Consider the following 12674-nt stretch of genomic DNA (forward strand, 5'->3'; position numbering starts at 1 on the left):
ATGGGCTCGTACACCATTCCGAACGTCGTCGAGCGCACCCCGCTGGGCGAGCGGTCCTACGACGTGTTCAGCCGGCTGCTGTCGGAGCGGATCATCTTCCTCGGCACCGACATCGACGACGGCGTCGCCAACGTGGTCATCGCGCAACTCCTCCACCTGGAGTCGGCCGAGCCGGAGCGCGAGATCGCGATCTACCTCAACTCCCCCGGCGGCTCGTTCACTTCGCTGATGGCGATCTACGACACGATGACCTTCGTACGGTCGCCGATCTCCACCTTCTGCGTGGGCCAGGCGGCCTCGACCGCGGCCGTGCTGCTGGCGGGCGGCGACCCTGGGCGGCGGTTCGTGCTGGAGCACGCGCGGGTGCTGCTCGGGCAGCCCGCGACCGGCGGCAGCCGGGGCATGGTCTCCGATCTGGCGCTCCAGGCGAAGGAGATGGTGCGGATCCGCTCCCAGGTGGAGGAGGTGCTGTCCCGGCACACGGGGCACGACGTCGACGCGCTGCGCGCCGACATGGACCGCGACAAGGTGTTCACCGCGGCGGAGGCGGTGGGGTACGGCCTGGCCGACGAGGTGCTGAGCCGACGCCTCGCCGCGTTCTGAGCACTCACCGCGCGCTCCCTCCGGGTCTCCCGGCCTCCGGGTCTCACGACCTCCGGTCCTCTGAGCTCCGGGTCTCACGACCTCCGGATCTCTGAGCTCCAGGTCTCCCGACCTCCGAGCCCTCGGACCGTGCTCCGGGCCGGCGCCTCGCCTCCGTGCGAGACGCCGGCCCGCGCGCGTCAGGCGGCCAGGCACAGTCCGTCGTACGGCGTTCCGGTCGTCCGGCGGCCGGGCGCGGCCGTGCGGCTGGTGACCCGGACGAGCCGGCCGTGGGCCAGCGCCAGCAGGTCGCCGAGGCCGAGGCCCAGGGCGCGGGCGGCGGCCGCGAGCACCTCCGAGGACGCCTCCTTGCGGCCGCGCTCGATCTCGGACAGGTACGGCATGGAGATCCGGGCGGCCTCGGCCACCTCCTTCAGCGTGCGCTGCTGCGCGAGCCGCTCACGGCGCAGGACGTCTCCGAGAAGGTCGCGCCACAGCGGTTCGGGGGCCGCCTGCCGGGGGGCGGCGGGGCCGGCGGGCCCCGGGCGCAGAGGGATCACACGGACGGGATGCGGCTGCTGGGAGGTCACGTGCCAAGCCTAGATTCCCGGGGCCGAGACGGAAGGCGGCGGAGTGCATCCGTTCTGCGCCCAGAGGAGAATCAGCCGAGAGAGGAAGGGCGATTCGAATTGGCGTGCGCCTGCGACGCATGAGCCGCCACATCGCGGGTACCCGACCTTCGCGAAACCGTCACACGTGCCGGGCAGAATGCTGGCCGAAGAGGCAGACACGTCACATCGTGATCTTCGTGGGAGAGGTAGATGAACACCGCCACCGCAGGTGACAGGGGTGTCACGAGCGAGTTGCCGGGGATCCAGGAGCCGCGGACCGTCGCCCCGCGTGACGCGCGCGAGCTGTCCCGTCAGTTCTTCCGGCGCCTGACGGAACTCGAGGAGGGCACGCCGGAGTACCAGTACGCGCGCAACACCCTCATCGAGATGAACATGTCCCTGGTGCGGTTCGCGGCCGGCCGCTTCCGCAGCCGCGGCGACGACATGGAGGACGTCGTCCAGACCGGGATGATCGGCCTGATCAAGGCGATCGACCGGTTCGAGGTGTCGCGCGAGGTCGAGTTCACCTCCTTCGCGGTGCCCTACATCGTGGGCGAGATCAAGCGGTTCTTCCGGGACACCACCTGGGCGGTGCACGTGCCGCGCAGGCTCCAGGAGATGCGGGTCGAGCTGGCGCGGGCGCGCGAGGAGCTGTCCAGCAGGCTGGACCGCGACCCCACGGTCGCCGAGCTGGCCACGCTCATGAACATCGCCGAGTCCGACGTCGTCGAGGCGCAGCTCGCCTCCAACGGCTACAACTCCGCCTCCCTGGACGCCGCGCTGACCGGTGACGGAGCCGACGACGGGGAGGCCGTGCTCGCCGACTTCATCGGGGTGGAGGAGGACCGGCTGCGGCTGGTGGAGGACTTCCACTCGCTGGCCCCGCTCATGACCGGCCTCAGCGAGCGGGACCGGCAGATCCTGCATCTGCGGTTCGTGGAGGAGGCCACCCAGGCGGAGATCGGCGAGCTGCTCGGCTGCTCGCAGATGCATGTCTCCCGGCTGATCAAGCGGATCATCGCGCGCCTGCGCGAGGGGATGCTGGGCGAGCTGGACCGCGTCTGATCCCACAGGTCCGGCTTCCGGGCCGGCCGGACCCGATCTTTCCGACCCGATTCGGACCCGATCTTTCCGGCCCGATCAGGACGGGACCACCCGATCAGGCCCGGACTAGCGGGCGAGGCTCAGCCTCGCCCGCACGCGCTTGCCGACCGGTACGCGCTCCGCGGTCACGTCGGCGGCCAGGGCGTGGACGATCTCCAGTCCGTGCCGCCCGACCCGCTGCGGATCGCGCGGGAAGCGCCGCGGCAGGGCGACGCTGCTGTCGTAGACCGAGACCAGCACCGCGCTGTCGGTGCCCTCCAGCTCCAGGATGTACGGGCCGTTGCTGTGCCGCTCGGCGTTGGTGACCAGCTCACTGACCACGAGGAGCAGTTCCTCCCCCGAGCGGGCGTCGATGGGCGCGCACCACTCGGTCCTGAGCTGCTCGAGGAAGCGCGCGGCGAAGGCGCGCGCCTCGGCGATGCAGCCGGGCTCGCCGGTGTAGTGCGCCGCGCGCCGCAGTGGTTCCACGGGTACGTCGAAACCGGTCGATATCACTGCCCCGTCCAGATGTTCTGTCATGCGTGTCTCTCTCGCCCTCCGGTCCGCCGGATCGCCAACGCCGTCCCGGCACACCCATCCCCCGAGACTGCTGTTACCCAGACCTGGGCGCCGCAGTCCTCCGGCTTCCCGTATGACCCACATCTCCACGAAGGCCCAGCTCACAGCCGTACGGCGGCCCGGCGCGGGCCGGCGGGGGACGCGGACGGCCCACCCGGGGGGCGCCTTCGCGGGGTGCTGCCTAGCGTGGCAGGGGTGAGCGCCCGCACCCCTTCCGAGCCCCTCCCGCGCCCCCCGGCCGAGGCCCGCCACGGCTGGGCGCGGGCCCTGGCTGTCACGCTGACCGGCCTGTTCACCATGGTGCTGGTGGCCGCGTTCGGGCTGTGGGCGGCGGGCGCGGCCGATCTGCCGGACAACGCCTTCCCGCGGGTCGTCGCGGCGACCCTGGTGGCCGCCGTGGGCGGCGCCGTGCAGCTCTCCGGGAACGCCGGGAGTCTCGCCCGCACCCAGGCCGGGATCACGGTGATCCCGCTGTCGGTGACGCTGGCCGGGGCCCTGGTGATCGGGGCGGGATTTCTGCGGCCGCTGCGCCACCGGGCGGTCGCCCAGGGACGCGAGCTGGCCGGCTGGGCGGCGCGGATCGGTGTGCTGTGGCTGCTCGCGCTGATCGGCCTGGGCCTGGGCGCCCGGCAGACGTTCGCGGTCGACCTCGGCAACGGCACGCTGGGCGACCTGGGAGAGCTGTTCGGCATCGAGCCGAAGGTCGGCTTCACGACGGACCTGGCGCAGACCGTGCTGTTCGGGTTGCTGTGGCTGGCCGGGGTGCTGGTCCTGGCGCTGCTGGTCGCGCGCGGGGCCCCGCTGCCGCCCCGGCTGCTGCGCTACCAGGAGCCGGTGCGCCCGGCGGCGTACGCGATGGTCGTGCTGCTGCTCGTCTGCGTGGTGATCGGACTGGTGACGGCGATCGTGGTGTCGGCGACCCGCGGGCACGCCGCCGAGACCTGGGCGCTGATCCTGCTGGGGCTGCCGAATCTGGTGTGGCCGGTCTTCACCATCGGTCTGGGCGCGACCTGGCACGGCAGGGTCGACGGCCCCTTCGGGCTGCCGATGCCGCACCTGCTGGACGAGGTGCTGCGCACCAAGGGTGTCTCCACGCTGAACCTGAGCACGCTCGCCGACCACGACGGCCGGGTGTGGTGGCTGCCGGTGGTGGACGCGGTGCTGCTGCTCGCGATGGCCTTCCTCATGGCCGTACGGTCGCCGCCGCGGACGCCCGCCTGGCAGCACGCCGTGCGCATGGCGGTCGGGCTCGCCCTCACGGTGCTGGCGATCTGCCTGCTGTGCCGGATCGACGCACACTACGGCCTGTCCCTGCTCGGCGTCGGCGACCTGGGCGGCGGGCTGTCCGGACAGGTGCTGCTGCGCCCCGACATCTGGTCGGCGGTGGGCCTGGCCCTGCTGTGGGGGCTGGTCGCGGGCTTCGTGGGCGGCCTGCTGGCCCGCGCGGTGCACCGCAAGGGGCGCGGGCGGTCAGCCCCGCACGATGGCGGGCTCTCGGCGCCGCAGCAGCCGTGAGACGACGTAGAGGAAGAGGGCCGACAGCACGACCAGCATGGCCAGGTCGAGGAGCCAGATGCCGGGCGAGTGGCGCAGCAGCGGGTCGGTGGTGAGGTCGCCGGGCACGATCCGGGACAGCCCTACGGTGCCCGCCATCGCGCCGAGCGCCCAGCGGGACGGCACCAGCCACGACAGCTGCTCCAGTCCCGGCACGCCGTGCAGCGGCAACAGGGCCCCGCAGAAAACCACTTGGACGATGGCCAGCAGCACGAGGAGCGGCATGGTGACCTCCTCCTTGCGCACCAGCGCGGAGATCAGCAGGCCGAGCGTCATCGCGGTGAAGGCCAACAGGGCGACTGCAAGGCACAGTTCGATCAGCGGTGGCATCAGCACCCCGGTGCCGCCGGGGGCGCCCAGGTCGACGCCCAGCAGGGCGACGAGGGTGAGCACCACCGCCTGCACCACGGTGACCGTGCCGAGGACGACCACCTTGGACATCAGGTAGGCCGACCGGGACAGCCCCACGGATCTCTCCCGGCGGTAGATGCCGCGCTCCTTGACCAGTTCGCGCACCGCGTTGGCCGCGCCGGTGAGCACGCCGCCGACGCACAGGATGAGCAGCGTGTTCATCGCCGTCTCCCGGGTCAGTGCGCCGCCGGCGAGCGCGCGGGCCATCGCACCCATCACGAACGGCAGCGCGATCATGATGACGAGGAAGGTGCGGTCGGCGGCGAGGGCGGCCGTGTAGCGGCGGACCAGGGTGCCCAGTTGGGCCACGCGGCTGCGCGCGCGGGGCGGCGGCGTGATGATGACCGGGCCCTGGCGGGGCCGCCGGGGCTGGTCGCTCGCGTCGGCGAGATAGCGCCGGTGGAAGGGGGAGCTCCGGTACTCCCCCGCCCAGTCCCGGTCCTGGTCCCGCTCGAAGGCCTCGAACGCCTCCGGCCACTCCGCGAAGCCGAAGAAGGCCAGCGCGTCGCCGGGCGGGCCGTAGTAGGCGACCCGGCCGCCGGGCGCGAGCACCAGGAGGCGGTCGCACACGTCGAGGCTCAGCACGCTGTGGGTGACGACGATGACGGTGCGGCCGTCGTCCGCGAGGCCCCGCAGCATGTGCATCACCGAGCGGTCCATGCCCGGGTCCAGTCCGGAGGTCGGTTCGTCGAGGAAGAGCAGCGACGGCTTGGTGAGCAGTTCCAGGGCGACGCTGACGCGTTTGCGCTGGCCGCCGGAGAGACTGTGCACCGGCTGCCGGGCGCGCTGTTCGAGGCCGAGTTCGCGGATCACCTCGTCGACCCTGGCGCGGCGTTCGGCCTTCGCGGTGTCCTGCGGGAAGCGCAGTTCGGCGGCGTAGCCGAGGGCGGCGCGCACGGTGAGCTGGGCGTGCAGGATGTCGTCCTGCGGGACCAGCCCGACGCGCTGGCGCAGTTCGGCGTAGTCGCGGTAGAGGTCGCGGCCGTCGTACAGGACGGTGCCGTGGTCGGCGGGCCGCTGGCCGGTGAGGGCGCCCAGCAGGGTGGACTTGCCGGCGCCGCTGGGGCCGACGACGGCGAGCAGGCACTTCTCGCCGACCGGGAAGGACACGTGGTCGAGCAGGGTCTTGCGGCCCCGGTCGACGGCGACGGTCAGGTCCTGCACGTCGAGGGAGACCTCACCGGTGTCGACGTACTCCTGGAGTTCGTCGCCGACCAGGCAGTAGGCGCGGTGCCCGATGCCGACGATGTCGCCCCTGCCGACGTCGGCCGCGTCCGGGCCGGTGACGGCGCGGCCGTTGAGGTAGGTGCCGTTGTGGCTGCCGAGGTCGGCGATCTCGTAGCTGCCGTCGGAGCGGACCCGCAGCTCGGCGTGGTGACGGGAGACCAGCAGGTCGTCGACGACGAGGTCGTTGTCGGCGGCCCGGCCGATGCGGACGGTCCGGGCGGGCAGCGGGCGCACGGTGGCGGGCTGCCGGAAGGTGCCGGTCAGCACCGGCATGGAGACCGCGGTCGGCCGTCGCCGCGGGGCGTGCGGTGCCGGGCTGACCAGGACGGCGCAGGGGCCGTCGGCGGGGCTGCCGAAGTGGATCACGCTGCCGGGGCCGACGTCCCAGGCGTGCACACGGCAGCCGTCCGCGTAGGTGCCGTTGGTGCTGTCCTCGTCGTGGAGCGTCCAGCGGCCGGCGTCCGGGTGCAGCACCGCGTGGTGCCACGAGACACGGGAGTCGTCGAGGACGAGGTCGCAGCGCGGGTCGCGGCCGACGCTGTAGTCGCGCACCGGGGTCATCAGCATGGCGCCCGTCTCGGTCTCCAGCACGAGCTCGGGAGCGGTCGGCGCGACGGGCCGGGCAGCCATGACTGAATTCTAGCGATACGCCCCTGTATGCGCCCGCCGCTGTGTACGCGCCTGCCGTCGCGGTTCAGGCCACGGGCAGGACGAGCGCCGGGACCGTGCGCTGCATCCGCAGGGCGTCGACGGACTCGGCGAGCAGCTCGTACTCGGTCGTCTCGTCGCCGACGGTGATCTGCACCAGCCGGCCTGCCCCCAACTCGTCCGCGATCAGCTCCTGTTGCGCGTCGTCCGCACACCAGAAGCGCAGGGCGCAGGGCACGTCGGGTACCGATTCACCCACCGGGATCAGCGAGTTGGGTGGGTACAGCGGGTCCTCCGGATTCGGGTCGAGGCGTTCCGCTATCCAGGAGGCGCGGTCCCGCAGCCACCACAGGGCCAGCGCCAACGTCGGCGCCCGATAGGTGCCGAGCGGTACTCCGATGCGCCGGCCGTCGCAGACGCCGTACGCCGTGACATGACACAGGAATTCGTCGTGCACGATCACTCTCCCCCGCTGGCCGGCTCGCCTGCCGGTGTCGGCCTCGCTTTCCATGCGGCTCGGGTGTTCCGGGCGGGGCGCCCGTCGTTCGAGGTGAAGTGCCTTAAGAGTCGAGTATGTTCACGACTGAAACACTGTCACCACGACTTTCCGGCCACTCTCCTGGCATATTCACCGGGGCGGTCGGCCGGAACGGGTCCGGGTCCCTGAACAGCGGGCCGGGCGGGCCGCACGGCCTCGGGGGGATCCGCACGGTCTCGGGGAGAGTCTTCACGGCCTCGGGGAGAGCCTTCACGGCCTCGATGGCAGCGGCATGACCTCGGGGGTAATCGACCGGGCGGGGCGGAGGCGGCCATGGTTGTCGTACCGGATCACCACGGCCGGAACGCACGACATCCGTCGCCCGACGACTCCCTGGAGGATGGTTTCCCATGGCCGCACGGAACGAACACCACGCAAGCGCCGTCGCCCGCTACTTCGAGGCGTGGAACGCCGCCGGACCCGAGGAGGTCACCCGGGCCGTCGCGGCCGCCTGGGCCCCTGACGGCGGCTACTCCGACCCGCTCGCCGAGGTTCGCGGTCATGACGCGATCGCGTCGGTGATCGGTGGCGCGCACGAGCAGTTCCCGGGGTTCTCCTTCCGGCTGACCGGCGCCGTCGACGGGCACCACGACACGGCGCGGTTCGCCTGGGAGCTGGTGAGCGACGCCGACGGCTCGGCACCCGTCGCGGGGTTCGACGTGATCACCCTGGACGCGGACGGCCGGATCAAGGACGTGCTCGGCTTCCTGGACCGGGTGCCGGCCGCGGCCTGAGCCGCCGTCCCCGCGCCCCTTGGGGCCCACCCCTTGTGTTGTCGCCTGCGGGCCGGTGGGGCCTGATCGCGCAGTTCCCCGCGCCCCTTCAGGGGACTGGCCGTCGCTCGCCTCAGGGGCGCGGGGAACTGCGCGATCAGCCACCGCGGACCCGCACTCGACCACCAAGCAGGCGGGCGCCGGCCGGCAGACGGCAGGCGGCGGAGGTTTTGGGGGCTCGGCCACACCGTGGACCCGACCGCCGCCGCCCGCCCGCGGCACACCGCCGAACGCTACGACCCCGACCCGATGACCTCGTCGATCCGCGCGAGCTCCGCGTCCTCGAAGTCGAGGTGGGCGATGGCCGCGACGCTGTCCTCGATCTGCCGCGCGCTGCTCGCGCCGACGAGCGCGGACGTCACCCGGCCGCCGCGCAGCACCCAGGCCAGGGCCAGCTGGGCCAGCGTCTGGCCGCGGGACTTGGCGATGTCGTCCAGGGCGCGCAGCTTGCCGACCAGCTCCTCGGTCACCGCGTCGGAGTTCAGGAACGGGCTGTCGCTCGCCGCCCGCGAGTCCTCCGGGATGCCGTCGAGGTAGCGGCCGGTGAGCAGGCCCTGCTCCAGCGGGGAGAAGACGATCGAGCCGACCTGGAGCTCGTCCAGGGCGTCGAGCACGCCCTCCGTCTCGGGGCGCCGGTCCAGCATCGAGTAGCGCGGCTGGTGGATGAGGAGCGGGGTGCCGAGCTCACCGAGGATGCGGGCGGCCTCCCGGGTCTGCTCGGCCGAGTAGTTGGAGATGCCGACGTAGAGCGCCTTGCCCTGCTGGACGGCGGAGTGCAGCGCACCCATCGTCTCCTCCAGCGGGGTGTCCGGGTCGGGGCGGTGCGAGTAGAAGATGTCGACGTAGTCCAGGCCCATCCGGCCGAGGCTCTGGTCCAGCGAGGACAGCAGGTACTTGCGCGAGCCCCACTCGCCGTACGGACCCGGCCACATCAGATAGCCGGCCTTGGTGGAGATGATCAGCTCGTCGCGGTACGGCGCGAAGTCCGCCTTGAGCGCCTCGCCGAAGGCCGACTCGGCGGCGCCGGGCGGCGGGCCGTAGTTGTTGGCCAGGTCGAAGTGGGTGACGCCGAGGTCGAAGGCGCGGCGCAGGATGGCGCGCTGGGTCTCCACCGGCCGGTCGGGGCCGAAGTTGTGCCACAGGCCGAGCGACAGCGCGGGAAGCTTCAGGCCGCTGCGTCCGGAGCGCCGGTAGGGCATCTCGGTGTAGCGGTCGGGGTGTGCGGTGTACAACGCGACTCCAGAGGGGTTGGGCACATCACGATCTGGTTCCAGGAAACCGTTTCCTACTCTTTCGCGCCCGGTGGGCAGCGGTCCAACAGGAGAATCGGATGGGATTCAGCGGCCGCCGTGCTGAATCCGGACCGGCGAGAGTGACGTAGGAGGGACGACGGATGGAGCTGCGCCATCTCCAGCATTTCGTCGCGGTCGCCGAGGACCAGCACTTCACCCGGGCCGCCGAGCGGCTGATGGTGTCGCAGTCCGGCCTGTCGGCGTCCGTGCGGGCGCTGGAGAAGGAGCTCGGGACCCCGCTCTTCGTGCGGACCACCCGGCGAGTGACGCTCACCGGGGCCGGGCGGGCCCTGCTCACCGAGGCGGAGCGGATCCTGGCGCAGGTGCGGGCCGCGCACGAGGCGGTGGCCGCGGTGCAGGGCGTGCTGCGCGGCACGCTCGCGCTGGGCACGGAGCAGTGCATCGCGGGGGTGGACGTGGCGGGGCTGCTGGCCGCGTTCCGACGGCGCCATCCGGACGTCGAGATCCGGCTGCGGCAGGCGGGCTCCGGCGCGCTCACGGAGGAGGTCGCCGCCGGACGGCTCGATCTGGCCTTCGCCTACCGGACGCGGGGCGACATCGACCAGCTCCGCTCGGTGGCGCTCACCGGCGAGCCGGCGATCGTGCTGTGCCACCCCGGTCATCCGCTGGCCGCGGCGGCGGCCGTCGCCGTGGAGGAGCTGGGCGGGGAGGTGTTCGTGGACTTCCACCCGGACTGGGGCCCACGCCGCACCACGGACGCGGCCTTCGCCGCCGCGGACGTACGCCGTACCGTCGCCCTGGAGGTGAACGACGTGCACAGCCTGCTCGACCTGGTCGGCGAGAACCTCGGCGTGGCGGTCGTCCCCCGGCACTTCCGGCACAAGCGCCCCTCGCTCACCGCGCTGCCGCTGAAGGGCACCGACGAGACGGTCTACCGCACGGTGGCGCTGCTGCCGCCGCCGGAGAGCATGAGCCCGGCCGCCCGCGCGCTGATGGCCCTGCTGGAGACGGACGGCGGCTGAGGACGCCGGCCTAGGGCTCCCGCCGGGGGCTCCCGCCGAGGGGCCGAGGGCGCTGGGCCGACGGGTCGAGGGCGCCGGGCCGACGGGCCGACGGGCCGACGGGCCGACGGGCCGACGGGCCGACGGGATCGTGTTCCGCACGCGTCGGCCGCGGCGATGCGCGATGGTGGAGCCATGCATGCAAAGGACGTCCTCATCGACGGCTTCGGCCGCATCCAGGAAGAAGTCCATGCCGTGGTCGAGGGCCTCGACGCGGACCGGCTGAGCGCCCGTCCCGACCCCGCCGCCAACTCGGTCGCGTGGCTGGTCTGGCATCTGACCCGGGTCCAGGACGACCACCTCGCGGGTGCCTTCGGCCTCGACCAGGTGTGGCTGTCGCAGGACTGGCAGAAGCGCTTCGCCCTCGACCTGCCCGCGCGCGACACCGGCTACGGCCACACCCCGGAGCAGGTCGCGGCGGTGCGCGTGGACTCCGGCGACCTGCTGACCGGCTACTACGACGCCGTGCACGCACAGAGCCGCACGGCCCTGCGCGGGCTCACCGCCGCCGACCTGGAGCGCGTCGTCGACGAGCGCTGGGACCCGCCGGTGACGCTGGGTGTGCGCCTGGTCAGCGTCCTGTCCGACGATCTCCAGCACGTCGGACAGGCCGCCTATGTGCGCGGTCTGGTGCAGCGCGCCAACGGGTAGTCCGGCTCAGACCAGCGGCGCGTACCCCGGCAGCACGACGTCCTCGATGAGGGCGTTGCGCTGGTCGAACGGGATGAACGCGCTCTTGAGGGCGTTCACGGTGACCGTGCGCAGGTCCTCGGCCGTCCAGCCGGCCTCCTCGACCAGCAGGGACATCTCGCGCGTCATCGTCGTACCGGAGACCAGGCGGTTGTCGGTGTTGAGGGTGACGCGGAAGCCCAGGTCCTTCAGGGCGGTGATGGGGTGTGCGGCGATGGAGTCCGCGGCGCCGGTCTGGAGGTTGGAGGTCGGGCACATCTCCAGGGCGACACGGCGGTCGCGCACCCAGCCGGCCAGGCGGCCGAGCTTGCCGTCGACGATGTCGTCGGTGATCCGCACGCCGTGGCCGATGCGCTGGGCGCCGCAGACCTGCAGCGCCTGGTGGATGCTCGGCAGGCCGTGCGCCTCGCCCGCGTGGATGGTGAACGGCACGTTCTCGCGGCGCAGGTGCTCGAAGGCGGCCAGGTGGTCCGCGGGCGGGAAGCCGTCCTCGGCGCCCGCTATGTCGAAGCCGACCACGCCGGCGTCCCGGAAGGCCACCGCGAGGTCGGCGGCCTCGCGCACCCGGTCGAACATGCGCATCCCGCAGAGCAGGGTGCCGACCCGCACCGGGGTGCCGGCGGCGGCCGCCTTCGCCATGCCGGCGGCCAGGCCCTCCTGCACGGTCTCGACGACCTCGCTCAGCGCGAGCCCGGCGCGGGTGTTCAGCTCGGGGGCGTAGCGCACCTCGGCGTAGACGACACCGTCCGCGGCGAGGTCCAGGACGTACTCCTCGGCGGTGCGCAGCAGGCCCTCGCGGGTCTGCATGACGGCGAGGGTGTGCTCGAAGGTGGCGATGTAGCGCACCAGGTCACCGGAGTTGGCGGCCTCGAAGAACCACGCGGCCAGCTCGTCGGGGTCGGTGGTGGGCAGGGTGTGGCCGACCGCGGCCGCGAGTTCGACGACGGTCGCGGGGCGCAGCCCGCCGTCGAGATGGTCGTGCAGCACGGCCTTGGGCAGCCGGCGAAGGGTGTCGATGTCGATGCGGGGCGCGGTCATGGGCGGTGGTCTCTCCGGCGGGTGCGGGACGGGTGGGAGGGGTCGTTCTGAAGCGGGGACGGCGGTCCGGTGAGCGCTGTGAGGGCTACGCGTCCGTGCCGGGCGCCGGCTGGAGCAGGTCCCAGCGGTTGCCGTACAGGTCCTGGAAGACGGCGACACTGCCGTACGGCTCGTGCCGCGGCTCCTCCAGGAAGGTCACGCCCGCGGCGGTCATCCGGGCGTGGTCGCGGGCGAAGTCGTCGGTGTACAGGAAGAAGCCGACGCGGCCGCCGGTCTGGTCGCCGACGCGGGCGCGCTGGGCGTCGTCCTTGGCGCGGGCGAGCAGCAGCCCCGGGGCGGCCGCCCCGTCCGCGCCCGGTTCCACGACCACCCAGCGGGAGCCGTCGGGCCGCGGGGCGTCCTCGACGAGCCGGAAACCGAGGGCCTCGGTGTAGAAGCGGATCGCCTCGTCGTAGTCGTCGACGACGAGGGTGACCAGGGCGACGCGTCTCATCGTGGCCTTTCGGTACGGTGCGGCCCGCGACCTGCGCGGGGGATGGATGACGGGTGAGGTTATACGTAAAACTTCCCGGACGCCAGTCCGGGTGGGGCCGCTGCCGCGGGGTGTTCGGTGGGAACCGGGGGGC

General features: G+C 72.6%; 13 protein-coding genes. 6 read left to right on the top strand and 7 right to left on the bottom strand.

Translation table 11 applies throughout. From position 1 onward, the window contains the following. Window positions 1-603: a ClpP family protease gene (locus WN71_RS18010; protein ID WP_046582486.1), complete on the top strand. Its 603-nt coding sequence runs from the start codon at window positions 1-3 to the stop codon at window positions 601-603. 179 nt (window positions 604-782) lie between these two features. Here the strand turns inward: WN71_RS18010 and WN71_RS18015 are convergent, their stop codons facing one another. Next, window positions 783-1172, bottom strand: coding sequence for a helix-turn-helix domain-containing protein (locus tag WN71_RS18015; protein WP_046582484.1), 390 nt, complete (start codon window positions 1170-1172; stop codon window positions 783-785). A gap of 231 nt (window positions 1173-1403) precedes the next feature. Here WN71_RS18015 and WN71_RS18020 point away from each other — a divergent pair, with 231 nt between their 5' ends. Then, entirely contained in the window at window positions 1404-2258 is an 855-nt protein-coding gene (locus WN71_RS18020; protein ID WP_046582482.1) for a SigB/SigF/SigG family RNA polymerase sigma factor, read from the top strand. A gap of 105 nt (window positions 2259-2363) precedes the next feature. Here the strand turns inward: WN71_RS18020 and WN71_RS18025 are convergent, their stop codons facing one another. Further along, window positions 2364-2816 carry an ATP-binding protein gene (locus tag WN71_RS18025; RefSeq protein ID WP_046582480.1) on the bottom strand — a complete coding sequence of 151 codons (453 nt, stop codon included), beginning with the start codon at window positions 2814-2816 and terminating at the stop codon, window positions 2364-2366. A 234-nt stretch (window positions 2817-3050) separates the two neighbouring features. On the opposite strand from WN71_RS18025, the gene WN71_RS18030 reads away from it, so the two are divergent. Then, entirely contained in the window at window positions 3051-4370 is a 1320-nt protein-coding gene (locus WN71_RS18030; protein WP_046582478.1) for a streptophobe family protein, read from the top strand. Here the strand turns inward: WN71_RS18030 and WN71_RS18035 are convergent. Next, entirely contained in the window at window positions 4326-6677 is a 2352-nt protein-coding gene (locus tag WN71_RS18035; RefSeq protein WP_046582476.1) for an FHA domain-containing protein, read from the bottom strand. The two genes, WN71_RS18030 and WN71_RS18035, sit on opposite strands and share 45 nt — an antisense overlap. 64 nt (window positions 6678-6741) lie before the next feature. Then, complete coding sequence (locus tag WN71_RS18040) at window positions 6742-7152, bottom strand: hypothetical protein (RefSeq protein ID WP_046582498.1); 411 nt, start codon at window positions 7150-7152, stop codon at window positions 6742-6744. Window positions 7153-7583: 431 nt separating this feature from the next. Between WN71_RS18040 and WN71_RS18045 the strand changes: the two genes are divergently transcribed. Next, the gene (locus tag WN71_RS18045) at window positions 7584-7967 is read left to right on the top strand and encodes a nuclear transport factor 2 family protein (protein WP_046582474.1); all 384 of its coding nucleotides are present in this window, start codon (window positions 7584-7586) and stop codon (window positions 7965-7967) included. A 272-nt stretch (window positions 7968-8239) separates the two neighbouring features. Here the strand turns inward: WN71_RS18045 and mgrA are convergent, their stop codons facing one another. Further along, a complete protein-coding gene (gene mgrA, locus WN71_RS18050) occupies window positions 8240-9238 on the bottom strand; it encodes an L-glyceraldehyde 3-phosphate reductase (RefSeq protein WP_046582472.1) in 999 nt (332 codons plus the stop codon). A gap of 161 nt (window positions 9239-9399) precedes the next feature. On the opposite strand from mgrA, the gene WN71_RS18055 reads away from it, so the two are divergent. Then, the gene (locus WN71_RS18055) at window positions 9400-10281 is read left to right on the top strand and encodes a LysR family transcriptional regulator (protein WP_046582471.1); all 882 of its coding nucleotides are present in this window, start codon (window positions 9400-9402) and stop codon (window positions 10279-10281) included. Window positions 10282-10455: 174 nt separating this feature from the next. Further along, window positions 10456-10971: a mycothiol transferase gene (locus WN71_RS18060; RefSeq protein WP_046582469.1), complete on the top strand. Its 516-nt coding sequence runs from the start codon at window positions 10456-10458 to the stop codon at window positions 10969-10971. 6 nt (window positions 10972-10977) lie between these two features. Here WN71_RS18060 and WN71_RS18065 read toward each other — a convergent pair whose 3' ends face one another. Together WN71_RS18065 and WN71_RS18070 are read right to left on the bottom strand one after the other, a co-directional pair. Further along, entirely contained in the window at window positions 10978-12048 is a 1071-nt protein-coding gene (locus WN71_RS18065) for an adenosine deaminase (RefSeq protein WP_046582468.1), read from the bottom strand. Between the two features lie 85 nt (window positions 12049-12133). Then, the gene (locus WN71_RS18070) at window positions 12134-12541 is read right to left on the bottom strand and encodes a VOC family protein (RefSeq protein WP_046582466.1); all 408 of its coding nucleotides are present in this window, start codon (window positions 12539-12541) and stop codon (window positions 12134-12136) included. Between the last annotated feature and the right edge of the window lie 133 nt (window positions 12542-12674).

It is taken from the genome of Streptomyces mangrovisoli, assembly GCF_000974985.2.
In the GTDB taxonomy this organism is placed as follows: domain Bacteria; phylum Actinomycetota; class Actinomycetes; order Streptomycetales; family Streptomycetaceae; genus Streptomyces; species Streptomyces mangrovisoli.

What these genes read in the sequence shown, in the direction of transcription:
- WN71_RS18010 (WP_046582486.1), top strand. Translation starts at nt 1, where the DNA reads ATGGGCTCGTACACCATTCCGAACGTCGTCGAGCGCACCCCGCTGGGC.
- WN71_RS18055 (WP_046582471.1), top strand. Translation starts at nt 9,400, where the DNA reads ATGGAGCTGCGCCATCTCCAGCATTTCGTCGCGGTCGCCGAGGACCAG.
- WN71_RS18060 (WP_046582469.1), top strand. Translation starts at nt 10,456, where the DNA reads ATGCATGCAAAGGACGTCCTCATCGACGGCTTCGGCCGCATCCAGGAA.
- WN71_RS18025 (WP_046582480.1), bottom strand. Translation starts at nt 2,816, where the DNA reads ATGACAGAACATCTGGACGGGGCAGTGATATCGACCGGTTTCGACGTA.
- WN71_RS18065 (WP_046582468.1), bottom strand. Translation starts at nt 12,048, where the DNA reads ATGACCGCGCCCCGCATCGACATCGACACCCTTCGCCGGCTGCCCAAG.
- WN71_RS18070 (WP_046582466.1), bottom strand. Translation starts at nt 12,541, where the DNA reads ATGAGACGCGTCGCCCTGGTCACCCTCGTCGTCGACGACTACGACGAG.
- WN71_RS18035 (WP_046582476.1), bottom strand. Translation starts at nt 6,677, where the DNA reads ATGGCTGCCCGGCCCGTCGCGCCGACCGCTCCCGAGCTCGTGCTGGAG.
- WN71_RS18020 (WP_046582482.1), top strand. Translation starts at nt 1,404, where the DNA reads ATGAACACCGCCACCGCAGGTGACAGGGGTGTCACGAGCGAGTTGCCG.
- WN71_RS18045 (WP_046582474.1), top strand. Translation starts at nt 7,584, where the DNA reads ATGGCCGCACGGAACGAACACCACGCAAGCGCCGTCGCCCGCTACTTC.